This is a genomic window from Streptomyces sp. NPDC054872 (assembly GCF_053610705.1).
Genome location: NZ_JBSGYY010000035.1, coordinates 14,377 through 36,077 on the forward strand (window position 1 = coordinate 14,377; position 21,701 = coordinate 36,077).

Consider the following 21,701-nt stretch of genomic DNA (forward strand, 5'->3'; position numbering starts at 1 on the left):
AGCGTCAACGACCCGCCGGCATCGGCAGCGTGGCATCAAGGGGACGTAACGACTCTGCCGCGTGGTGTTAAGGAGGCAGAAAGACAGTTCGGAAACGGCCAGTCCGGACCGCAGTCTGAGCGGACCAGTCTTGAAAGGGATCAACCCGATGGCCGTCCTGACCACCTCTCATCCTGCTGACCCAAGTACCGAGGCCCCTCCCGATCCCGGCGCCCGTCACCGGCTGACCGCCGTCACCGGCCTCGCCGCGCTCTCCCTGGACGCGATGGCCTCTGTGGCGTACGGACCCGAGGCCATCGTCCTGGTCCTGGCTGCCGCGGGCGCCCAGGGTCTTGGCTACACCCTCCCCGTCACGCTCGCGATCGCCGGCCTGCTGGCTGTCCTGGTGGCCTCGTACCGTCAGGTGATCGCGGCGTTCCCCGACGGGGGAGGCTCTTACGCTGTCGCCAAGGCACACCTCGGCCGCCGTACGAGCCTGGTCGCCGCCGGTTCGCTGGTCCTGGACTACGTGTTGAACGTGGCCGTGGCGGTCACGGCCGGTGTCGCCGCCCTGACCTCGGCCTTCCCCGGGCTGTACGGCGACCGGCTGTGGATCTGCCTCGCCGTCCTGGTTCTGATCACCGCGGTGAATCTGAGAGGGATCGTCGACTCGGCTCGCGTGTTCATCGTTCCCACGGCGATCTTCATCGGCGCGATCCTCGTCCTGATCGTCGTCGGCTTGTTCCGTGCGGCCCCCGTGTCGACCGCGGCCTCCGCCGGCCACGCCTCCGTGCTCGCGGACAATGCCACCACAGTCGGTGCTCTCCTTCTGCTCAAGGCGTTCGCCTCCGGCTGCTCGGCGCTCACAGGGGTGGAGGCCATCGCGAACGCGGTGCCGTCGTTCCGCGTCCCGGCCGCCCGGCGGGCGATGCGCGCGGAGGTCGCCCTGGGGGGTCTCCTCGGCGTGATGCTGATCGGACTGTCGGTGCTGATCTCCCGCTTCGGTCTCCAGCCGGTCGAGGGCGTCACCGTCCTCGCTCAGCTCGCCGACGCCTCCCTCGGCCACAACTGGGGCTTCTACGTGCTGCAGTTCGCGACCGTGGTGCTGTTGGCGCTCTCGGCGAACACGTCGTTCGGCGGTCTGCCGGTTCTGTTGAAGCTGCTGGCCCGCGACAACTATCTGCCGCACGTCTTCGGGCTGAAGGCGGACCGCCAGGTGCACCGGCACGGTGTGGTGTGGCTGGCCGTGGTCTCGGCGGCTCTTCTGGTGTTCTCCGGTGGTGACACCAACACGCTCGTGCCGCTCTTCGCGATCGGTGTCTTCGTCGGTTTCACGATCGCCCAGACCGGCATGGTGCTGCACTGGCGCCGGGAGCGTGGACCCCACTGGGTGGGCAAGGCTCTGCTCAACGGCCTGGGCGCGCTGCTGACCGGCGTATCCGCCATCGTCGTCACGGCCACGAAGTTCCATGACGGGGCCTGGCTGATCGTGATCGCCCTGCCGCTGCTCGTCGCCCTCTTCGAGCATGTCCACCGGACCTACGGACGCATCGGCGAGCGTCTCGGCATCGGCCGCATCCCCGTACCGCCGCGCCATCAACGCTCACTCGTCCTGGTTCCGGTCTCCTCCCTGACCCGCCTGACCAGCGAGGCACTCACCGCCGCCGTCTCCCTGGGCGACGAGGTGCGGGCGGTGACGGTGTGTCACCCGGACGCGGAGGACCAGGCGGTGACCGAGGCCCTTGAGCGCGACTGGGCGCTGTGGGACCCGGGCGTGGAACTCATCCGCCTGCCGTCCGAGCGCCGTACGCTGGGCCGCCCCATCACCGCGTACGTCCGCGCACTGGCCGAGACCGAGCCCGGCACCCGCGTCACTGTGCTCATCGCCGAGACGGAGCCGGAGCGGCTGTGGCAGCGCCTGCTGCAGAACCAGCGCGGCGCGGTCGTCGCCCACGCCGTACGGCGCGACACCGAGGCGGTCATCTGCCGTCTCAGGTTCCGGATCGCCCGGTAGCCGAACTGCTCGCGCGTCAGCCGACGTGGACGCGGGGACGGCGGTCGGGGACGGGTTCGTGTTTGCGGATGATCTCGCGTGTGACGGGGACGGTGTCGCCGCGCCCCAGGAGGAAGTAGCGGAACTTGTGCGGCAAGGGGCTGCCTTCGGCCCAGGCGAAGTAGCAGTGCGGTTGGACGCCCGTGGTGTCACGCAGGGCGAGGAGGATCACAGCGATGGGGTCCGGGGCGGCCGGGGCCTCGGTCGCGAGCGACAGCGGGCGGGCTACGGGCGAAAAAAGAACTCGATCGCGAAAGAGGCCATGAGCGCCCACACGCCGATGCCGAGCAGCCACAGAACGTCAAGAGCTGCGCCGAGCGCGATCAGGAGCACGGCTGCGGCAGCAAGCACGTACATGGTCCGGCGCACGTCACGGTCAGGACCCCAGGAAGCTGCCACATGAGGAGACTGCCGCCGACAGCTGCGCTTGGCGTGACGCGACTTGATTCATGGCGACTTCTTAACACCGACGCCCCGTGCCGCTTGCCCCTTCCTGCCAGAACACCTTCTACGTCTTGTTCGCCAACTTCTCGGGGCAGCAGGGTCCCTGGGAATTCTGTGGGGGAAGCGCGATCTACGGCCCCAACGGCCGTCTCCTCGCGGAGGCGGGCAGCCAGGGGTCCACGCTTGCCATTGCAGATCTCGACGATGCGGATCTGGATGCCGTACGTAAGCAGCTGACGATGTTGCAAGACGTCGCCGAGGCGTCTGGAAAGGATCTCAGCGGGTCGAGCAAACGTGACCAGGGTCCTCGTTCGACGGCATGCGTGATGTGACGCGGGCATGGAGCCGATCCACACCGTGGGTGACATGGAGCCGGACGACGAGATGCTGCGCAGGGGCATTCCCCAGTGATCCCGTAACCGCGATGCAGCACGTCCTGGTCCTCCTGAACGTGCCTCTTGACTCCACCGAGATGCCCATGTCGCTGCGGTGCCCTCCATAATGGGACGCGCTTGCCGCCGACCAGCGCCCGCCCACCGGCGCCCGGCAACCGCGGCGGGATTGCGCGATCTGCTGAAGTGAGCCAGGAGGTGTTGAGCCCTTAGGGCCTTCCACCTGGTCAAACATCTACCGCCAGGACCCCGGTCATAGGGGCTGTCGTGACAGATGAGAGGGTCAGGCGAGTGAGTGAGACACCGAAGAGCACCCTGCAGTACCGCTTTGACGGGCCAGAAGACGCCCCTGTCCTGATCCTGGGTCCGTCACTGGGCACCACCTGGCACATGTGGGACCGGCAGGTGCCCGAGCTGGTCAAGCAGTGGCGTGTGTTCCGCTTCGACATGCCCGGGCACGGGGGCGCCCCCGCGCACCCCTGCGGCTCCGTCGGCGACCTCGTGCAGCGGCTTCTCGTCACGCTCGACGAGGTCGGCGTGCAGCGCTTCGGCTACGCGGGCTGTGCCTTCGGCGGCGCGATAGGGGCCGAGCTCGCCCTGCGGCACCCGCAGCGCGTCGCCTCCCTGGCGCTGATCTCCGCCTCGCCCCGCTTCGGCAGCGCCGACGAGTTCCGCCAGCGTGGGGTGATCGTGCGGAGCAACGGCCTCGACCCCATCGCGCGCACGTCCCCGGAGCGCTGGTTCACGCCCGGCTTCGCCGCCGCGCAGCCCGCCATCACCGACTGGGCCGTACAGATGGTGCGGACGACCGACCCGGGCTGCTACATCGCCGCCTGCGAGGCCCTCGCCGCCTTCGACGTGCGGGCCGAGCTGGGCCGGATAGGGGTGCCCACCCTCGTTCTGGTCGGGTCCGAGGACCAGGTCACCGGCCAGGGCGAGGCCCGTACCCTCGTCGCCGGCATCCCGGACTCCCGCCTCGCCGTGGTGCCGGGAGCCTCGCACCTGGCCCCCGTCGAGCAGCCCGCCGCCGTCACCGACCTTCTCGTACGCCACTTCTCCACCGCCTGGCAGCTCGCGCCCGACGCCACCGGGACGCACGCGGCGATCAGCGCGACGCCGGTCAAGCCGGTGCTCGCCCCGCCGCCGCCCGTCTTCCCCGTGGCCGAGATCGGACCCATGGAGCAGCCCGAGGCCGTGGCCGACGGACGCCCCGACCTCTACGAGGCGGGGATCAAGGTCCGCCGCGAGGTGCTCGGTGACGCGCACGTGGACCGCGCGCTCGCCGCGGCCGACGACTTCTCCACGGACTTCCAGGAACTCATCACGCGCTACGCGTGGGGCGAGGTCTGGAACCGCCCCGGCCTGGACCGCCGCTCCCGCAGCTGCGTCACCCTGACCGCGCTCGTCGCGGGCGGCCACCTCGACGAGCTGGCCTTCCACACCCGCGCCGCCCTGCGCAACGGCCTCACCGCGCAGGAGATCAAGGAAGTGCTGCTCCAGGCTGCCGTCTACTGCGGTGTCCCCGCGGCGAACTCCGCCTTCAAGGTCGCCCAGGCCGTGATCCGCGAGGAAACCACGCCCCAGGAGTGAGGCGTAGCAGGAGCCCCAGGAGTGAGGCGTAGCAGGATGGGGGCATGACGACTTCCGCGAAGCGCATCAAGCTCACGAAGAAGACGCACGCCTGTGTCCGCCTCGAGCGGGACGGTCAGAGGCTCGTCATCGACCCCGGTGGCTTCACCGAAGAGGACGCGGCACTCGGCGCCGACGCGATCCTCGTCACGCACGAGCACCCCGATCACTTCAACGAGGACCGGCTGCGCGCCGCCCTGGAGGCCAACCCGGCCGCCGAGATCTGGACCCTGCGCTCCGTCGCCGAGAAGATCTCGGCCGCCTTCCCGGGGCGGGTGCACACGGTCGGGCACGGCGACACCTTCGAGGCCGCCGGATTCGACGTGCAGGTGCACGGCGAGCTGCACGCCGTGATCCACCCGGACATCCCGCGGATCACCAACGTCGGCTATCTGGTGGACGGTTCGGTCTTCCACCCGGGCGACGCCCTCACCGTCCCCGAGCAGCCGGTGGAGACGCTGATGCTGCCGGTGATGGCGCCCTGGAGCAAGATCTCCGAGGTCATCGACTACGTGCGCGAGGTGAAGCCGCAGCGCGCCTACGACGTCCACGACGCCCTGCTCACGGACCTGGCCCGGCCGATCTACGACTCGCAGATCGGGTCCCTCGGCGGGGCGGAGCACCTGCGGCTCACGCCGGGGGAGTCCGCCGAGCTGTGACCGGCGGGCCGGGGGCTGTCAGTGGGGTTCGGTAGGTTGGGAAGCATGCGCATTGCCACCTGGAACGTGAACTCGATCACCGCTCGGCTGCCCAGGCTCCTCGCCTGGCTGGAGAGCAGCGGTACGGATGTGCTGTGCATCCAGGAGACCAAGACCACCGCCGAGCAGTTCCCCGCCGCCGAGCTCCGCGAGCTCGGTTACGAGTCGGCGGTGAACGCGACAGGGCGGTGGAACGGCGTCGCGCTGGTCTCCCGCGTGGGCCTCGACGACGTGACGACCGGCCTGCCCGGCGGCCCCGACTACGACGGGGTCCAGGAGCCGCGCGCGATCTCCGCCACCTGCGGCCCGGCGCGTCTCTGGTCGGTGTATGTGCCCAACGGCCGAGAGGTGGACCACGCGCACTTCGCGTACAAGCTGCAGTGGTTCGAGGCGCTGAAGACCGCGGTCGCCGCCGACGCGGCGGGTGCACGGCCCTTCGCGGTCCTCGGCGACTTCAATGTGGCGCCGACGGACGCGGACGTGTGGGACCCCGCCCTGTTCGAGGGCGCCACGCATGTGACCCCCGCCGAGCGCGCGGCACTCGCGGCCCTGCGGGAAGCGGGCCTCTCGGACGTCGTGCCGCGGCCCCTGAAGTACGACCACCCGTTCACGTACTGGGACTACCGCCAGCTCGGCTTCCCCAAGAACAGGGGCATGCGCATCGACCTGGTGTACGGGAACGAGGCGTTCGGCAAGGCCGTCTCCGACTCGTACGTGGACCGTGAGGAGCGCAAGGGCAAGGGCGCGTCGGACCACGCGCCGGTCGTCGTGGATCTGGACGTGTGAGCGTCGTGGACCTGGACGTGTGAGCCAGGGCGCCGGCCGGAGAGGGAGACCTCGGGCCGGCGCCGCCGCCCGCTGCCTACGGCTGGAGCACCCGCAGATCCACCGACTCCGCAATCGCGGCGAGCCCCGCGTCCCCCGGATGCAGATGGTCTCCGCTGTCGTACGCGGCCAGCATCCGCGCCGGGTTCGCCGGATCCCGCAGCACCGCGTCGAAGTCCAGGACGGCATCGAAGTCGTCGCCGCCGCGCAGGTGGTCGTTGACCTTCACCCGCTCCGCGTCCGCCGCCGCCGTGCACAGGGACTCGCCCTGGCAGGGCGCGATGGTCGCGGCCACCACCCGCAGGCCCCGCGCGCGGGCGCGCTCGGAGATCTCCCGCATACCGGCGATCACCTGGTCCGCCGACGCGCCCCACCGCACATCATTGACACCTTCGAAGACGACGACCGTACGGGCCGACGTCTGGGCGAACACATCGCGGTCCAGGCGGTGCAGCGCGCTGACGCCGCCCGTGTCGGTGGAGACACCGTCGCCGGGATAGCGGTCCGCGACCACGCGGTTCGCCGAGATCCCCTGGTTCAGGACACCAAAGCGCGGGACCTCGTCCTGCTGGAGCAGCCGGGTGGCAAGGACATTGGGCCAGCGGTGGTTCGCGTCCTGCGTCGACCTCACGCCGTCCGTGATGGAGTCGCCGAGCAGCACCACCGACCCGGGGCCACCGCCCACGTCGACGCCCGTGAGCAGCGGCCAGGTCGTGATCGTCGACGTGTAGGCCGCCGGGGAGCCGTCCGCCGCGTGGTCGCCGGGGCCGCTCACGTACGAGCGCTGAATGGCCTGGCTGTGCACGGGCGCGGTCGTCACCGTCTCCGGGAGGTGGAAACTCACCAGGAGATTCGTGTCCTCGGGCACGTCGAAGTCGAGGGGATCGCTGAACGCCTGCGCCCCCGCGGGGACTTCGGTTCCCGCCCTGCCGCGGAAGGACAGTGCCCGGGGCTCGCCCCGCGCGCCCGCCCCGGACTCCTGCACCGCCACCGTCGCGCTCCCGATCCGCACCGGAGCGGAGGCGAAGGTGTTGTCGAGCCGGATCCGCACCCGCGGCCCGCCCGTGCTGGTGTGGACGACCAGGCGCACGGTCCGGTCGGTCCACGGGCCCACCGCCGTGTAACCGGCCGTCGACGTCGACCAGCTGCCGGTCCACCCCTTGGCGGGCTGCCGGACGGAGAGCGCGAAGACGTGCAGATCCGGGGCGCCGGGGTCCTTCGGCAGGGTCACCGAGGCGATCTCGCGCCCGCGCGCCACCGGCACGGTCACCACGTACAGCCTTGTCTTCTCGGTGAGTTGGCCGCCCGGGGTGTTCAGATGCGGCAGCGCGACCGCCTTCGTGGCGAGCGGACCCGAGCGCCAGTCCGGCGCCGTCAGGCGGTACGTCCCCTTCGCGCCGTCCCGGTAGCGCACCGTCCCCGTGCCGCTCGCCGCGCCGCCCGTGCCCGCCACGAGGAAGGCCAGGGCGTCCCCACGCCCGCGCACCCGCACGGACTGCCCGTCGGCGCGGACGTTGTCCGCCTCGCCCGCGGCGGTGCGCGGCAGGGTCAGCCGTGCCCCGTCCACGCCGAGCGTGCGGCCCGGTGTCCAGCCCGCGGCGTCGAGATCCCGCGCCGAGAGCGATCCGCCCGAGCCGTCGAAGTCCGCATCGCCGGGCCGCGCGTCATCGCTGATCGCCCGGTTGTCGAAGAGCCGCTCCAGAGGGAGCGGCCCGGGTCTGTGCGGGGCGGCCGTCGCCGTCGCCACGGGTACGGCGCCGCTGATCACCGCGAGTACGGCGGCCGCACCCCAGATACGTGAGATACGCGAGGTACGCGAGCTGCGTGGGCGCACACCAGACCCCTCCCCTTGGCTGAAGCTGACGTGACGACAGGTGCGCCATGAAGCTAAGGAGGTGGGAGAGAAGCGTCAATGAGGTGCGCGTGAACATGACCCGAACTTGCCGGGATACCGGGGTGATCGCGACGAGGGCGATACGGCCGTTCGAGTGGGCGGCCACTGCCCGCCGCACCCCGGCCTCCCGGCCGCGGGTCATGCGCGGGTGGGGCTACACCATGGGGGTCGGGTTCAGCGCCGTCAGGCCCACGGTGGTGGTGAAGACGGTCTCGCCGTCCTGGCGGCCGGTGACGCGCACCGTGCAGGCGTCGGGCGACGTGGCGTCGGTGTCGATGATCTCGGCGTCCACCCAGCACGGGGTGTCGAACTCCGCGTACCGGTGGAAGGTGCTGTCCAGCGTGACGGGGAGGACCGGGCGGTCCTGCGACCCGATGGCGTGCGCCGCCTGGCGCGCCGCCTCCAGGAGGACCATGCCGGGTACGTGGTCCACGTAGTGGTCGAAGAGCACCGGGTGGGTCGCGTTGACCCGCAGCTGCCAGCGCCCGGTCTGCTCGGTGGGGGAGAGGACCACGTCGAACGGAGAGGTACGGGCGACCAGTTGGGGCAGCACGGACGCGCCCGGGATCACGGGTCCGGTCGAGCTCTCCAGGCGTGCGGCGCGCAGCCGGCGGTAGGCCTCCGGGGAGGTGGTGGTGAAGCTGGCCCCGCCGGTGGCGATGATGCGTTCGGCGTGCCGGATGGTGGCCTCGTACCGCAGACCGGCCAGCCGGTTGCCGCGGCGGCGGATCTCGGTGCAGGTCACGGAGAGCTCGAGGTCGGCCGGCGCGGAGTCCATGACCAGGCCTTCGGGAAGCGCGGTGTAATTCAGGTCCCACAGAAGGAACTTGTGGGTGAGCGCCACGTCGAAGACCGTGTGGGAGAGGAGCGCGCCGACCTGGCGTATGGTCTCGGCGATCAGCAGGGGGTCGTACCTGCCGTGCACGGAACCGTAGAAGCTGTGGCCGCGGGGCCACTGGGCGGTCACCGTGAACTGCTCGTCGCTCAGCTGTCGTATGCCGGTGAGGAATACCTCGGCCACTGCGGCCCGATGCACGAACTCTCGCGGAACGGTCCTGGTCAGCGTGGCTTCGATGCTCCCCACCTTGCGTCTCGCGGCCGAGTGGTCCGTGTCCGTGGTGCGGACCGACTCCGTTGACTCCAGCGTCTGCAGCATGGTTCCCCCATAGAGATGTGACAGACCGAGGCGTGCTTGGCTGGGAAAAAGATACGTACTTCGTGGTTTGGTTTACAACAAGATTCACGAGCAACTTTTCCGCGTCCTGCGGGTCGTTGACTGATCCAGCATCTGCCGATCCCATGTTTCCGCAGGTGAAGGGCCAGTTGGTGGATCAGCACTCCCGAACCGATGTTGCGTACATCCATTGGGATCTTGCTCTCGCACCGCTACACGCGTGCTGTTTCCGGTATGTTCCTGACGCAGAACATCCGGTCCACGCGGTTTTGTTTCGTTCTCTTCAACACCAAGCGACGGACGCGTCACGCCATGCCAGGCCACTCAACGGGGGAACCTCGTGCAGCACTTGGAGCAGATACGGCTCGCCGCCGTGAACATCGACGGCGTGCTCCTCAACGACACCTTCAGTCCCGTGATCCACCGCTTCATCACCAGGCGCGGCGGCAGCTACGACGCCGCGACCGAGCGCGAGATCTTCTCCCAGACCCAGCTGACCGCCTGCAAGGCCCTCGGGGCGGCGGCGGGGATGACGGAAACAGCGGAGGAGATCCGGGACCTCTACTTCGCGGAGCGTGAGGAGCACCTCGCCGCGGACCCGATCCGCGTCCTCGACGGAGCGGCCGAACTCCTGCGCCGACTGCGCTCCTTGGGCCTGCGCACCATCTGCTACGGCGGCCTGGAGAAGACCCACTTCGACCGGCACCTCGGCGAACTGGCGCCGCTCTTCGACGAGCCCCATTACGTGTGCACCAATGACTTCAGGCCCGGTGTCCAGGAGATCGTCCGCGATGTCTTCGGCCTCGAACCCGGCCAGGCGGTCTTCATCGACGACGTGGCGCGGGTCGCCGAGGTGGCCAAGGAGCTGGGTGTGCCGTTCATCGGTCACCCGAGCGGCTTCGAGCACGGCCACCAGGGCGAGTTGATGCGCAGGACCGGCGTGCGGCATGTGGTCGGGTCACTCGGGGAGATCGACGAGGGTCTGCTGCGAACGGTCGACGCCGAAGCCGCCGCCGGCACCGCGTGGGCCTGAACCGCCCTACAGAGATGACCGGTTGACGTGACAGAGGAGAAGTACGTGACAGGGGAGAAAGTCGTGACGGGGGAGAAGCCGATGACCAAGCACGGGGCACTGCTCGACGGACGGGTGGCGCTGATAACGGGGGCGAGCAGCGGAATCGGGGAAGCGGCGGCCCGCGTCTTCGCCCGCGAGGGCGCCAAGGTCGTTCTCGCGGCACGCAGGGAGGACCGGCTCAAGCAGCTCGTGGCGCAACTGGGCGACGCGGGGCACGAAGCCGAGTACGTGGTGACCGACGTGACGCGGCCCGCGGACACGGCGGCGGCGGTGGCCCACGCGGTGGACCGCTTCGGAAAGCTGGACGCCGCCTTCAACAACGCAGGCTGGGGCACCGGGCGCACACCGCTGCACCTCATGGACGACGGTCTCTACGACCAGATCATGGACGTCAACGTACGCGGGGTGTGGAACTGTCTGCGGGACGAGATCGCCTCGATGCTCGTCTCCGGGGGCGGCGCGATCGTGAACACCAGCAGCGTGGGCGGCCTCATCGCCACCCCGGTCGCCGCGCCCTACGTGGCCGCGAAGCACGCGGTGCTGGGGCTCACCAAGGCCGCGGCCGCGGAGTACGCGGCACAGGGGATCAGGGTGAACGCGCTGGCCCCGGGCACGACGCGGACCGAGGTCGTGGGGGAGTGGTTCGCCATGAACCCCGGCATCGAGGAGGCGCTGCACCAGGCGACCCCGCAGCCGCGCACCGCGGAGCCCGAGGAAGTGGCCGAGGCGGCCGCGTGGCTCCTGAGTGACCGCGCCTCCTTCGTCACGGGCATGACCATGCCGGTGGACGGCGGGCTCACCATCGTGTGACGCGTTGTGATCAACGTGGCGTCCGGGGCCTTGGTGGCGCGGGAGGCTCTCTTGCGTGAACGATCTCAAAAGCATATGCGACTGACGTATTGATTACATACAGACCTGGCGGTTTAGAATGACGTCGTCAGCGTGCATCGGCACGTGGAGGTATACAGGGCCCGCACGGATGGGCGCAGATGGGTGGAGTGGCCATGGCGAAGCAGGACCGCGGGATCAGGACCCGCCGCGTGATCCTCGAGGCGGCCGCCGGCGTCTTCGAGGAGTGCGGGTACGAAGCCGCCAAAATCACGGACATCCTCACCCGTGCGGAAGTGACCAAGGGCGCGCTGTACTTCCACTTCGAGTCCAAGGAGGCGCTCGCCCTCGCGGTGCTGGCCGCGCAGGTGAGTGAGGGGCTGCCGGTCATCCCCCGCAAGTCCAAGCTCCAGGAGGTGGTCGACATCGGCATGGTGTTCGCCCACCGCCTGACGTACGACCCGGTGGTGCGCGGCAGCGTCCGACTCGCCCTGGACGACACGGGCCCGCGGCTCGACCGCAGCGGTCCGTACCGCAACTGGTCCGAGCTGAACGTGGACACGCTGCGGCAGGCCAAGAACAACGGCGAGTTGCTGCCGCACGTCGATCCGCTCGAGTCCGGCCTGATCATCGTCGGCGCGTATGCCGGGATCAACATGATGGCGCGGTCGACGGGCGAGCAGGCGGAGCTGCGCCACCGGGCCGCGGCCCTGTACCGGCACATCATGCCCAGCATCGCGCTGCCGGGCGTGCTCGCCACCCTGGACATGTCTCCGGGGCGTGGCGAGCTGGTCGAGGCGGAGATGGCACGGACGGACGTACGGGAGGACGTGGGCGCGGCGGTCTGAGGCGGGCCGTACGCGGCGAACTTCGCGCGGGTCGGACCGGGCGCCCCTGTGGCGTACCGGTCCGGCCCGCGTTTTTCGTGTGCCCCCTGCGAGTCTTCGTGTGCCGCCCGCGGTGCCGACCGCATCGCTGCCCTTGACGCGGCACGGCGCGTGGGCCGTGTGCGTGCGCGCGGCGCCCCTGACAAACCGGCTCAGCTGTTTGCCAGGGGCGGCCGACTCAGGTGGCCCGGTGCGTCTTCGGGCCGTCGATCCGCGTGCCGCCGGGGCGAGTCCAGAGCCCGTCGCCCGGCCGGGTCACGCGCGGCGCGTGCACGGCCGCCTCGGAGCCTGCCGGGCTGAGCCGGTCGAGAACCTCCGGGGCGGCGATGCACGGGAGCTGCAGGCTCCAGAAGCCGCTGAGGGCGTGCCGGGACAGCCACTGGAAGTCGTCCCGGCTCAGCACCTCGAAACCGACCGTCGCCGCCACCAGCGCGGCCACGATGCTCTGCCGTGAGGCGCCGGGCGCCAGCGAGCCCTCCCTGGCCGCCTCGGCGAGCAGTCGCTGGACGCAGGCCTGCCACTCCTGGCACAGGTCGGTCCGCCCCGCGCCGTGGCCCGCGCAGTTGAGCCGGAAACCGGCTCGGACGACGGTGTCGGAGCGGAGGAGCTCGGCGAGCGCGTGCGAGGTGTCGATCAGGCGCTGGAGGGACGAGGTGCCGGCGCGGCAGGACTGCCGCGCCGCGTCCTGGAGAGCGCGGGATGCCTGGCTCACCACCTCGGTGGCCAGCGCCTCCTTGCTCTCGAAGTGGAAGTACAACGCCCCCGAGCTGACGCCTACTTGATGGCTGATGTTCGTGAGGCTGGTGCGGGTGAAGCCGTGCTTGTGGAACGCGAGGGCGGCCGCGGCGATCAGCTGTGATCGTGTACGAACGGCCCGTTCCTGCTTGGTCATGAGATTCCTGACGGTTCTGGGGCGGGGGCGGGCGGCCCGGGTGGCTGCGGGGCCCGCGGGGGCGGCTGGTTCATGAACTGTATTTAAACCGCCAAGTCTGTTTTGTTTCTACAGTTGGCGCCAATTTTTCTGGCAGGGTTGTGAGGTCAACGGGTGCTGAGGGAGTGGATTTAGAGCTCTTGGCGCGGTTATGTCCGGGTTCGGCGCGAGGGTGACGTCGGCCTGAAAGAAACTTTTTCCTTTGACAAACCGGCGCCGAGGTTTGTAAATTCAACCCGTCTTGACGCGAGGTAGTAGCTGAGCTGCATCGATCGAGGGGGAAGACGATGAATCAGAGTGCGGCAAACCTTCTGGAGCCTCATATATCGACCTCACGCGACATGGGAGTGTCCGTGCTGGTCAGGCCGACAGGCGCCCCGGGGAGGGAAGTTCGCGGCACGAACGACGTGTGGCGCGTGCTGGTGGCGGAGAGTGACGTCGACGACGCCAACAGCCTGGTGAGGGGGTTGCGCAGGCACAGTCACGAGGTCGAGCACGTCACGACGGGGCGGGAGGCGCTTCGTTCGTACGAGGCGGCCGACTTGATGCTCCTCGACCTCGAACTGCCCGACCTGGACGGGCTCGAGGTCTGCCGGGACATCCGGCGGGTCAGCAACATCCCGATCATCGCCGTCACCGGCCGCGGCAGCGAGCTGGACCGGGTGCTCGGCCTCCAGGCAGGCGCCGACGACTACCTGGTGAAGCCTTACGGTTTCCGGGAGTTGATGGCCCGCATGGAGGCGGTCATGCGCCGGACCTCGCGACAGCCGACGTCCACCGCGGAGGCCATCTCCCGCGGCCCGCTGAGCATCGACGCGGGCGCCCGGGAGGTCAGCCTCGAAGGCAGGCGCATCGACGTGACGCGCAAGGAGTTCGACCTCCTCTTCCTGCTCGCCTCCCATCCCGACACCGTCATCCCGCGCAAGCAGCTCATGCAGCGCGTCTGGGGTGACTCGTGGTCCCGCAGGACCGTCGACACCCATGTCAGCAGCCTGCGGAACAAGTTGGGCTGCAGTGGCTGGATCATCACCGTCCGAGGTGTCGGATTCCGGTTCGGCCAAGCGTGAGCGTTCATCAGTGCCCGCGTGAAGCCCCGCTCTTCCCGACTCGACCGAGAGACCTCCGGAGACACCCGTGACGTATCGGACAGCCGCCCGCCCGGCCACGAGCACCCTGTGCGAGGGAGACGGATGCAAGTACCGCGCGGCGACCGGCGAGGGCAGCCGCCTCGCCGTGCGGGGGCAGCGCCTCTGCCCGCTGTGCCGGGAAGGATTCGTCGTACAGTTGCGCCGGCTGCCCGGACTTCACGAGGATTGCGGCAGCGTATTGGGTGGCGGCTCGGCGCAATTGCCGGGTGAACGGGCGACCGGTGGCGGATCGCTGCCCGGAATGCCCTTCAACGGCGCCGCCGCCGATGTGCGGACATCTATTCTCACCACCCTGAGTTCATGGTGCGGACTTGTCGCCGATGGGCGCGGAATTTCCGCTCCCCGGCGTTCCGTCCAACCCCTTTCCCTCTTCCTCGTGCGCCATGTCGACTGGCTCGCCGTTCATCCCGCCATCGGTGAGGCGACCAGGGAAGTGGCCCTGCTCGCCCGCAGGGCCCGCCGGATCGCCCACGGGGAGCGGCGGCGCACGGTCCGCGTCGGGCCGTGCGCGACGCCGGGCTGCGGAGGAGAGCTCACCGCGGCCGTCAACGCCGCCACCGGGGCCACGGCCACCGAGATCCGGTGCGACCGGAACGCCGAGCACGTGTGGGAGCGGCACCAGTGGACGGAGCTCAGCAGGGCGATCGCCCGGGTTCCCAAGGCCGCGGCAGCCGAACAACCCGTCACCGCACGCTGGTTGACGGCGGCGGACGTCTGCAGACTCTGGGGCACCCCGAAAGGCACCGTCTACCGCCTCGCCAGCGAGCAGCGGTGGCGGCGCGAGCAACGCGTCGGGCGCACCTACTACTTCGAGCAGGACGTGCACGAGAGCTTCAGCCGCCGCGCGGCGCGCACCCTCTGACCCGCCTCTCCGACCCACCCCTCTCACCCCCACCGCCCCCCACAAGGCCCGATCGGCAGCCGCCGGCCGGGCCTTGTCGCATGTCAGGGCCGTGCTGCCGTCCAGCCATCGCTGAGCTGCCGTTCTGACCGGCATTTGACATTCCCCTGGCAATTCTCCCGCACGTTCCTGTCGGATTCCCGCACCTATTCATGACTCAACTTCACCAACGTATGACATGGGAAATCTTGAAAAGGACAGCACCGGCGAAGAAGCTTATTAATAGCTTCCGCTGCTCTGTGTCGAGCTGTCGGGCAGGAATTCGACGATTACCAAGGAGATGCGTATGGACGCTGCAGTGATTGTCGTGGGGGCGGGGCCGGCCGGGCTTGTGCTCGCCGGTGAGCTCAGGCTCGCGGGCGTCGATGTCATCGCCCTGGAGCGCCTGCCGGAGCGGACCGGTGAGTCCCGCGGACTCGGCTTCACCGCCCGCACCATGGAGGTGTTCGACCAGCGCGGTCTGCTCACCCGCTTCGGCGACGTGGAGACCAGCAACGTGGGCCACTTCGGCGGCCTTCCCGTGGACTTCGCGGTGCTCGAAGGCGCGCACCAGGCGGCGAAGTCCGTGCCGCAGTCGCAGACCGAGGCGGCGCTCGAGGCCTGGGTGAACGAACTGGGCACGGACCTGCGCCGCGGCCACGAGGTGACGTCCATCGAGGACGACGGCGACGGCGTCGAGGTGGGCGTGCGCGGCCCCGACGGCGAATACACCCTGCGCGCCTCCTACTTGGTCGGCTGTGACGGCGGCCGCAGCATGGTGCGCAAGGCCGGCGGGTTCGACTTCCCCGGCACCGCGTCGACGATGGAGATGTTCCTCGCCGACGTGGAGGGGCTCGACCTCGCACCCCGCATGATCGGCGAGACGTTCGCGAGCGGCATGGTCATGGTCGGCCCACTGCCCGGCGGCGTCACGCGCCTCATCCTCTGCGAGCGCGGCACGCCGCCGCAGAAGCGCACCAGCGCACCCTCGTACGAGGAAGTGGTCGTCGGCTGGAAGCGCGTGACGGGCGAGGACATCTCGCACGGCAAGCCGATCTGGGTGAGTTCCTTCGGTGACGCCACCCGGCAGGCCGGCGAGTACCGGCGCGGCCGGATCCTGCTCGCCGGGGACTCCGCGCACATCCATCTGCCCGCCGGCGGCCAGGGCATGAACACCAGCATCCAGGACGCCATGAACCTCGGCTGGAAGCTCGCGGCCGTGGTGCGGGGCAAGGCGCCCGAAGGGCTGCTCGACACCTACCACGACGAGCGGCACCCCGTCGGGCAGCGGCTCCTGATGAACACCCGCGCCCAGGGCCTGCTGTTCCTCAGCGGGTCCGAGGTGCAGCCGCTGCGCGACGTCCTGTCCGAACTCATCCAGTACGAGGACGTGAGCCGCCACCTCGCGGGCATGGTCAGCGGCCTGGAGATCCATTACGACGTCGGCGGCGGGCGGCACCCGCTGCTCGGCCGCCGGATGCCCGACCTGGAACTGGTGGGCGCCGACCTCAAGACCCGGGCCACCCAGCTGCTGCACTCCGGGCGCGGCGTCCTGCTCGACCTGGCGGACAACGCCGTGCTGCGGCGCAGGGCCGCAGGCTGGGCCGACCGCGTGGACGTGGTGACCGCCGCCCCGCACGGCCTGGCCGAGGACAGCCAACTGGCCGGTACCACGGCTGTCCTGGTCCGCCCCGACGGCTACGTCGCCTGGGCCGCACCCGGCAGCCATGACGACCTGCCCATGTCCCTGGAGCGCTGGTTCGGACCGTCCCGCTAGAGCGGCCGCCGGTCACGGCAGACCAGATCCACCACACACGTACAGCGACCGGACGGATCCGGTAGTTGAGGAGAGAGAAGACATGCACAGCACGTTGATCGTGGCCCGGATGGACCCCGGTTCCGGTGTCGATGTGGCCCGGCTGTTCGGCGAGTTCGACGACACCGAGATGCCGCACCGGATGGGTACCCGCCGCCGCCAGCTGTTCTCGTACCGCGGCCTGTACTTCCACCTGCAGGACTTCGACCAGGACAACGGCGGAGAACTGATCGAGGAGGCCAAGACCGACCCGCGGTTCGTCGGCATCAGCCAGGACCTCAAGCCGTTCATCGAGGCGTACGACCCGGCGACCTGGCGCTCGCCCGCCGACGCCATGGCCAAGCGCTTCTACAACTGGGAGGCCTCCCAGTGACGGGTCGCCGGGTCGTCATCACGGGAATCGGTGTCGTCGCCCCGGGCGGCATCGGGACCAAGAACTTCTGGGGTCTGCTCAGCGAGGGCCGTACGGCGACGCGCGGCATCACCTTCTTCGACCCGGAGCCCTTCCGCTCCCGGGTCGCCGCCGAGATCGACTTCGACGCCGAGGCACTGGGCCTCAGCCCGCAGGAGATCCGGCGCATGGACCGGGCCGCGCAGCTCGCCGTCGTGGCGACGCGCGAAGCGGTCGCCGACAGCGGCGTGGAGCTCGGGGCCTACGACCCGCACCGCGTCGGCGTGACCGTCGGCAGCGCGGTCGGCGCGACGACGGGCCTCGACGAGGAGTACCGCGTCGTCAGCGACGGCGGCCGGCTCGGCCTCGTCGACCACGCGTACGCCGTGCCGCACCTCTACAACTACCTGGTGCCCAGCTCGTTCGCCGCCGAGGTCGCCTGGGCCGTCGGCGCCGAGGGCCCCTCCACCGTGGTGTCCACGGGGTGCACCTCCGGCATCGACTCGGTGGGCCACGCGGTGGAACTCATCCGCGAGGGCAGCACCGACGTCATGATCGCCGGGTCGTCCGACGCGCCGATCTCACCGATCACGCTGGCCTGCTTCGACGCGATCAAGGCCACCACCCCGCGCAGCGACGCGCCGGGGGAGGCCTCGCGGCCCTTCGACAACACCCGCAACGGCTTCGTGCTCGGCGAGGGTTCCGCCGTCTTCGTGCTCGAAGAACTGGAGAGCGCGCGGCGCAGGCACGCCCACATCTACGCCGAGATCGCGGGCTACGGGGCGCGCAGCAACGCGTACCACATGACGGGTCTGCGGCCCGACGGCGCGGAGATGGCCGAGGCGATCCGGGTCGCGCTCGACGAAGCCCGGATGAACGGCGACCAGATCGACTACATCAACGCGCACGGTTCCGGCACCAAGCAGAACGACCGGCACGAGACCGCGGCCTTCAAGAAGGCCCTCGGCGACCACGCGTACCGCACGCCGGTGAGCTCCATCAAGTCGATGGTGGGGCACTCGCTGGGCGCGATCGGCTCCATCGAGATCGCCGCGTCCGCGCTGGCCATGGAGTACGACGTGGTGCCCCCGACCGCCAACCTGCACACCCCCGATCCGCAGTGCGACCTCGACTACGTGCCGATCACGGCGCGCGACCAGCGCACGGACACGGTCCTGACCGTCGGCAGCGGGTTCGGCGGATTCCAGAGCGCCATGGTGCTCGCCAACCCCGAGAGGAAGGGCGCATGACAGCCTCAGCCGTGGTCACGGGTCTGGGCATCGCCGCCCCCAACGGCCTGGGCACAGACGACTACTGGGCGGCCACCCGCAGCGGTAAGAGCGGCATCGGGCGGGTCACGCACTTCGACCCGACGCCCTACCCGGCCACGCTCGCGGGCGAGGTCCCCGGCTTCGTCGCCGAGGACCAGCTGCCCAGCAGGCTCCTGCCGCAGACCGACCGGATGACGCGCATCGCGCTCGTCGCCACCGACTGGGCGCTCGCCGACGCGGGCGTCGAGCCGGAGAAGATGTCCGAGTACGACATGGGCGTCATCACGGCGAGCTCGTCGGGCGGCTTCGAGTTCGGCCAGGGCGAGCTGCAGAAGCTGTGGGGCAAGGGCAGCCAGTACGTCTCCGCGTACCAGTCCTTCGCATGGTTCTACGCCGTCAACAGCGGCCAGATCTCCATCCGCAACGGCATGAAGGGGCCGAGCGGGGTCGTCGTCAGCGACCAGGCGGGCGGCCTCGACGCGCTCGCCCAGGCGCGCCGCCAGATACGCAAGGGCACCAGCCTGATCGTCTCCGGCTCCGTCGACGCCTCCATCTGCCCCTGGGGTTGGGTGGCACAGCTGGCCGGTGGCCGGCTCAGTACCCAGGACCAGCCGAACCGCGCCTACCTGCCGTTCGACGCCGATGCCGCCGGGCACGTGCCCGGCGAGGGCGGCGCGATCCTCGTCGTGGAGGACGAAGAGGCCGCCCGCAGGCGTGGAGCGAAGATCTACGGCTCCATCGCCGGGTACGGCGCGACCTTCGACCCGAAGCCCGGCAGCGGACGCGAGCCCGGCCTGCGCAAGGCCATCGAGATCGCACTCGCGGACGCCGACGTGGCTCCCGAGGACGTCGACGTCGTCTTCGCGGACGCCGCCGCCGTGCCCGAACTCGACCGTGTCGAGGCGGAGGCCATCAACGCCGTCTTCGGCCGCGGCGGAGTCGTCGTCACCGCGCCGAAGACCATGACGGGACGGCTGTACTCGGGCGCGGCCCCGCTGGACGTGGCCGCCGCGCTGCTCGCCATCGACGAGGGCCTCATCCCGCCCACCGTGAACGTCGCGCCCGACGCCGCCTACGGCCTCGACCTGGTCGTGAACCAGCCGCGCCCCGCCGAGGTGCGCACCGCGCTGGTCCTGGCCCGCGGAGAGGGCGGCTTCAACTCCGCCCTGGTCGTCCGCGCCGCCGACTAGGCGGCCCACCGACAGCGCCCCCGCCGGCCCCCACATCCCCCGCGAGGCCGGCGGGGGCGCGCGGCATCCCGAACAACCGCCGCAGCAACACCACACCTGACCGCACCACGAAGGGAACACCGTGTCCGCACGCCGCTTCACCCTCGAAGACCTCAAGCGCATCCTGCTCGAAGGCGCAGGCGCCGCGGAAGGCGTCGACCTCGACGGCGACATCATCGACGTCCCGTTCGAGGACCTGGGCTACGAGTCCCTGGCGATGCTCGAGACGAGCAGCCGAATAGAGCGCGAGTACGGCGTGACCCTCGACGAGGACGTCGTCACCGACGCCGCCACCCCCCGCACGCTCATCGAAGCGGTCGCCGAGCAGCTCGCCCCCACGGCCACCGCCGCCTGACCGGCCGCATCAAGGGAGAACGAACCATGGCACAGGACAACCAGCGCGTCGCCCTCGTCACCGGAGCCACCAGCGGGATCGGCCTCGCCGCCGCCCGGCTCCTCGCCACGCAGGGACACCAGGTGTTCATCGGCGCACGTGACGCCGAGAACGTCGCCGCGACCGTCAAACAGCTGCAGGACGAGGGACTCGACGCCGACGGCGCCGTCCTCGACGTACGCGACGAGGCAGCCGTCAAGGCCTTCGTCCAGGCCGCCGTCGACCGCTTCGGCACCGTCGACGTCCTGGTGAACAACGCCGGCCGCAGCGGCGGCGGCGTCACCGCCGACATCAGCGACGAGCTGTGGCACGACGTCATCGACACCAACCTCAACAGCGTCTTCCGCATGACCCGCGAGGTGCTCAACACCGGCGGCATGCGGCACAAGGACCGCGGCCGGATCATCAACATCGCCTCGACCGCCGGCAAGCAGGGCGTGGTGCTCGGCGCGCCCTACTCGGCGTCCAAGCACGGCGTCGTCGGCTTCACCAAGGCGCTCGGCAACGAGCTCGCCCCGACCGGCATCACCGTCAACGCGGTCTGCCCCGGGTACGTCGAGACGCCGATGGCACAGCGTGTCCGCGAGGGGTACGCCGCCGCCTACGACACCTCCGAGGACGCCATCCTCGCGAAGTTCCAGTCCAAGATCCCGCTCGGCCGCTACTCCACGCCGGAGGAGGTCGCGGGTCTCGTCGGATACCTCGCCTCGGACACCGCCGGATCCATCACCGCGCAGGCCCTCAACGTCTGCGGCGGCCTCGGCAACTTCTGAGCCGCGAGCGACACCGACCCGATCAACAGTCAAGGAGCGTGAACATGTCGCAGCACGGCCTGCGTGAGGTGGAGCACGAGATCAGTGTGGAGGCACCGGCCGACGCCGTGTACCGGCTGATCGCCGAGGTACGGAACTGGCCGCGCATCTTCCCCCCGACGATCTACGTCGACCAGGTGGAGAGCAGCGGGAACGAGGAGCTCATAAGAATCTGGGCGACCGCCAACGGCGAGGCCAAGAACTGGTCGTCGCGCCGCACCCTCGATCCCGAGGCCCTGCGGATCACCTTCCGGCAGACGGTCTCCACGCCCCCCGTCGCCTCCATGGGCGGCACCTGGATCATCGAGGCGCTCTCGGCGACCTCGTCCCGGGTGCGGCTCCTGCACGACTACCGCGCGGTCGACGACGACCCCGCGGGGCTGAAGTGGATCGACGAGGCGGTCGACCGCAACTCGCGCTCCGAGCTGGCCGCCCTGAAGGAGAACGTCGAACGGGCGCACGCCGCCGAGGAGTTGACGTTCTCCTTCGAGGACACCGTGCAGATCGAGGGCTCGGCCAAGGACGTGTACGGCTTCATCGACGAGGCCGACCTGTGGGCGGAGCGCCTGCCGCACGTGGCCAAGGTCCGCCTCGACGAGGACACCCCGGGCCTGCAGACCCTGGAGATGGACACCAAGGCCAAGGACGGCTCCACCCACACCACGAAGTCGTACCGGGTGACCTTCGCGCACCACAAGATCGCCTACAAGCAGGTCACCCTGCCCGCCCTGATGACGCTGCACACCGGCTACTGGACGTTCGAGGAGAACGGCACCGGAGTCGCCGCGTCGTCCCAGCACACCGTGGTCCTCAACCCGGACAACATCGCCCGGATCCTCGGCCCGGACGCGACGGTCGCCGACGCCAGGGAGTACGTGCACTCGGCGCTCAGCACCAACAGCCGCGCCACCCTCGGCCATGCCAAGGACTACGCGGAGTCGAGGCGCTGAC

22 protein-coding genes are annotated in these 21,701 nt (G+C 70.0%); 17 read left to right on the top strand and 5 right to left on the bottom strand.

Features of this window, described 5'->3' with window-relative positions; all coding sequences use genetic code 11:
• Positions 1-148: 148 nt before the first annotated feature.
• The gene (locus ACWGIH_RS32860; RefSeq protein WP_453451465.1) at positions 149-1,993 is read left to right on the top strand and encodes an APC family permease; all 1,845 of its coding nucleotides are present in this window, start codon (positions 149-151) and stop codon (positions 1,991-1,993) included.
• 16 nt (positions 1,994-2,009) lie between these two features.
• On the opposite strand, the gene ACWGIH_RS32865 is transcribed toward ACWGIH_RS32860, so the two are convergent.
• Together ACWGIH_RS32865 and ACWGIH_RS32870 are read right to left on the bottom strand one after the other, a co-directional pair.
• Entirely contained in the window at positions 2,010-2,204 is a 195-nt protein-coding gene (locus tag ACWGIH_RS32865) for a hypothetical protein (RefSeq protein ID WP_453451463.1), read from the bottom strand.
• Between the two features lie 53 nt (positions 2,205-2,257).
• Positions 2,258-2,431 (bottom strand): hypothetical protein, encoded by a 174-nt coding sequence (locus tag ACWGIH_RS32870; protein WP_453451462.1) that lies wholly within the window; start codon positions 2,429-2,431, stop codon positions 2,258-2,260.
• 77 nt (positions 2,432-2,508) lie between these two features.
• On the opposite strand from ACWGIH_RS32870, the gene ACWGIH_RS32875 reads away from it, so the two are divergent.
• The 4 genes from ACWGIH_RS32875 (at position 2,509) to ACWGIH_RS32890 (ending at position 5,981) form a co-directional block, all read left to right on the top strand.
• A complete protein-coding gene (locus ACWGIH_RS32875; RefSeq protein ID WP_453451461.1) occupies positions 2,509-2,808 on the top strand; it encodes a nitrilase-related carbon-nitrogen hydrolase in 300 nt (99 codons plus the stop codon).
• A gap of 351 nt (positions 2,809-3,159) precedes the next feature.
• The gene (gene pcaDC / locus ACWGIH_RS32880; protein ID WP_453451459.1) at positions 3,160-4,458 is read left to right on the top strand and encodes a bifunctional 3-oxoadipate enol-lactonase/4-carboxymuconolactone decarboxylase PcaDC; all 1,299 of its coding nucleotides are present in this window, start codon (positions 3,160-3,162) and stop codon (positions 4,456-4,458) included.
• Between the two features lie 65 nt (positions 4,459-4,523).
• The gene (locus ACWGIH_RS32885; RefSeq protein ID WP_453451480.1) at positions 4,524-5,156 is read left to right on the top strand and encodes an MBL fold metallo-hydrolase; all 633 of its coding nucleotides are present in this window, start codon (positions 4,524-4,526) and stop codon (positions 5,154-5,156) included.
• 45 nt (positions 5,157-5,201) lie between these two features.
• On the top strand, positions 5,202-5,981 hold the full coding sequence (locus tag ACWGIH_RS32890; protein WP_453451458.1) for an exodeoxyribonuclease III: 780 nt from the start codon (positions 5,202-5,204) through the stop codon (positions 5,979-5,981).
• 76 nt (positions 5,982-6,057) lie between these two features.
• Here the strand turns inward: ACWGIH_RS32890 and ACWGIH_RS32895 are convergent, their stop codons facing one another.
• A complete protein-coding gene (locus ACWGIH_RS32895; protein WP_453451457.1) occupies positions 6,058-7,854 on the bottom strand; it encodes an SGNH/GDSL hydrolase family protein in 1,797 nt (598 codons plus the stop codon).
• Between the two features lie 214 nt (positions 7,855-8,068).
• Positions 8,069-9,070: a ScbA/BarX family gamma-butyrolactone biosynthesis protein gene (locus ACWGIH_RS32900; protein WP_453451456.1), complete on the bottom strand. Its 1,002-nt coding sequence runs from the start codon at positions 9,068-9,070 to the stop codon at positions 8,069-8,071.
• 358 nt (positions 9,071-9,428) lie between these two features.
• Here ACWGIH_RS32900 and ACWGIH_RS32905 point away from each other — a divergent pair, with 358 nt between their 5' ends.
• The 3 genes from ACWGIH_RS32905 (at position 9,429) to ACWGIH_RS32915 (ending at position 11,839) form a co-directional block, all read left to right on the top strand.
• On the top strand, positions 9,429-10,121 hold the full coding sequence (locus tag ACWGIH_RS32905) for an HAD family phosphatase (RefSeq protein WP_453451455.1): 693 nt from the start codon (positions 9,429-9,431) through the stop codon (positions 10,119-10,121).
• Positions 10,122-10,202: 81 nt separating this feature from the next.
• Positions 10,203-10,973, top strand: a complete 771-nt coding sequence (locus ACWGIH_RS32910) for an SDR family NAD(P)-dependent oxidoreductase (protein ID WP_453451479.1) — start codon at positions 10,203-10,205, stop codon at positions 10,971-10,973.
• A 194-nt stretch (positions 10,974-11,167) separates the two neighbouring features.
• Entirely contained in the window at positions 11,168-11,839 is a 672-nt protein-coding gene (locus ACWGIH_RS32915) for a ScbR family autoregulator-binding transcription factor (RefSeq protein ID WP_453451453.1), read from the top strand.
• 217 nt (positions 11,840-12,056) lie between these two features.
• On the opposite strand, the gene ACWGIH_RS32920 is transcribed toward ACWGIH_RS32915, so the two are convergent.
• Positions 12,057-12,770 carry a ScbR family autoregulator-binding transcription factor gene (locus tag ACWGIH_RS32920; RefSeq protein WP_453451452.1) on the bottom strand — a complete coding sequence of 238 codons (714 nt, stop codon included), beginning with the start codon at positions 12,768-12,770 and terminating at the stop codon, positions 12,057-12,059.
• Positions 12,771-13,150: 380 nt separating this feature from the next.
• Between ACWGIH_RS32920 and ACWGIH_RS32925 the strand changes: the two genes are divergently transcribed.
• The 9 genes from ACWGIH_RS32925 to ACWGIH_RS32965 all read left to right on the top strand — a co-directional run bounded on the left by ACWGIH_RS32925 (position 13,151) and on the right by ACWGIH_RS32965 (position 21,700).
• Complete coding sequence (locus ACWGIH_RS32925; protein WP_453451451.1) at positions 13,151-13,876, top strand: response regulator transcription factor; 726 nt, start codon at positions 13,151-13,153, stop codon at positions 13,874-13,876.
• Between the two features lie 67 nt (positions 13,877-13,943).
• Entirely contained in the window at positions 13,944-14,819 is an 876-nt protein-coding gene (locus ACWGIH_RS32930; RefSeq protein ID WP_453451450.1) for a hypothetical protein, read from the top strand.
• Between the two features lie 325 nt (positions 14,820-15,144).
• Complete coding sequence (locus tag ACWGIH_RS32935; protein ID WP_453451449.1) at positions 15,145-16,614, top strand: FAD-dependent monooxygenase; 1,470 nt, start codon at positions 15,145-15,147, stop codon at positions 16,612-16,614.
• An 82-nt stretch (positions 16,615-16,696) separates the two neighbouring features.
• The gene (locus ACWGIH_RS32940; RefSeq protein ID WP_365818852.1) at positions 16,697-17,026 is read left to right on the top strand and encodes a TcmI family type II polyketide cyclase; all 330 of its coding nucleotides are present in this window, start codon (positions 16,697-16,699) and stop codon (positions 17,024-17,026) included.
• Positions 17,023-18,294: a beta-ketoacyl-[acyl-carrier-protein] synthase family protein gene (locus ACWGIH_RS32945; RefSeq protein WP_453451448.1), complete on the top strand. Its 1,272-nt coding sequence runs from the start codon at positions 17,023-17,025 to the stop codon at positions 18,292-18,294. Before ACWGIH_RS32940 ends, ACWGIH_RS32945 begins: the two co-directional genes overlap by 4 nt.
• The gene (locus tag ACWGIH_RS32950) at positions 18,291-19,505 is read left to right on the top strand and encodes a ketosynthase chain-length factor (RefSeq protein WP_453451447.1); all 1,215 of its coding nucleotides are present in this window, start codon (positions 18,291-18,293) and stop codon (positions 19,503-19,505) included. The genes ACWGIH_RS32945 and ACWGIH_RS32950 overlap by 4 nt, the downstream gene beginning before the upstream one ends.
• A gap of 121 nt (positions 19,506-19,626) precedes the next feature.
• Positions 19,627-19,899: an acyl carrier protein gene (locus ACWGIH_RS32955; RefSeq protein WP_453451446.1), complete on the top strand. Its 273-nt coding sequence runs from the start codon at positions 19,627-19,629 to the stop codon at positions 19,897-19,899.
• A 26-nt stretch (positions 19,900-19,925) separates the two neighbouring features.
• Positions 19,926-20,711: a 3-oxoacyl-ACP reductase FabG gene (fabG, locus tag ACWGIH_RS32960; RefSeq protein ID WP_453451445.1), complete on the top strand. Its 786-nt coding sequence runs from the start codon at positions 19,926-19,928 to the stop codon at positions 20,709-20,711.
• A gap of 44 nt (positions 20,712-20,755) precedes the next feature.
• Positions 20,756-21,700: an aromatase/cyclase gene (locus ACWGIH_RS32965; RefSeq protein WP_453451444.1), complete on the top strand. Its 945-nt coding sequence runs from the start codon at positions 20,756-20,758 to the stop codon at positions 21,698-21,700.
• The last annotated feature ends 1 nt before the right edge of the window (position 21,701 follow it).

Coding starts and splice junctions, on each gene's coding strand:
- ACWGIH_RS32860 (WP_453451465.1), top strand. CDS start 149: ATGGCCGTCCTGACCACCTCTCATCCTGCTGACCCAAGTACCGAGGCC.
- ACWGIH_RS32890 (WP_453451458.1), top strand. CDS start 5,202: ATGCGCATTGCCACCTGGAACGTGAACTCGATCACCGCTCGGCTGCCC.
- ACWGIH_RS32900 (WP_453451456.1), bottom strand. CDS start 9,070: ATGCTGCAGACGCTGGAGTCAACGGAGTCGGTCCGCACCACGGACACG.
- ACWGIH_RS32910 (WP_453451479.1), top strand. CDS start 10,203: ATGACCAAGCACGGGGCACTGCTCGACGGACGGGTGGCGCTGATAACG.
- ACWGIH_RS32915 (WP_453451453.1), top strand. CDS start 11,168: ATGGCGAAGCAGGACCGCGGGATCAGGACCCGCCGCGTGATCCTCGAG.
- ACWGIH_RS32920 (WP_453451452.1), bottom strand. CDS start 12,770: ATGACCAAGCAGGAACGGGCCGTTCGTACACGATCACAGCTGATCGCC.
- ACWGIH_RS32925 (WP_453451451.1), top strand. CDS start 13,151: ATGGGAGTGTCCGTGCTGGTCAGGCCGACAGGCGCCCCGGGGAGGGAA.
- ACWGIH_RS32935 (WP_453451449.1), top strand. CDS start 15,145: ATGGACGCTGCAGTGATTGTCGTGGGGGCGGGGCCGGCCGGGCTTGTG.
- ACWGIH_RS32940 (WP_365818852.1), top strand. CDS start 16,697: ATGCACAGCACGTTGATCGTGGCCCGGATGGACCCCGGTTCCGGTGTC.
- ACWGIH_RS32950 (WP_453451447.1), top strand. CDS start 18,291: ATGACAGCCTCAGCCGTGGTCACGGGTCTGGGCATCGCCGCCCCCAAC.
- fabG (WP_453451445.1), top strand. CDS start 19,926: ATGGCACAGGACAACCAGCGCGTCGCCCTCGTCACCGGAGCCACCAGC.
- ACWGIH_RS32965 (WP_453451444.1), top strand. CDS start 20,756: ATGTCGCAGCACGGCCTGCGTGAGGTGGAGCACGAGATCAGTGTGGAG.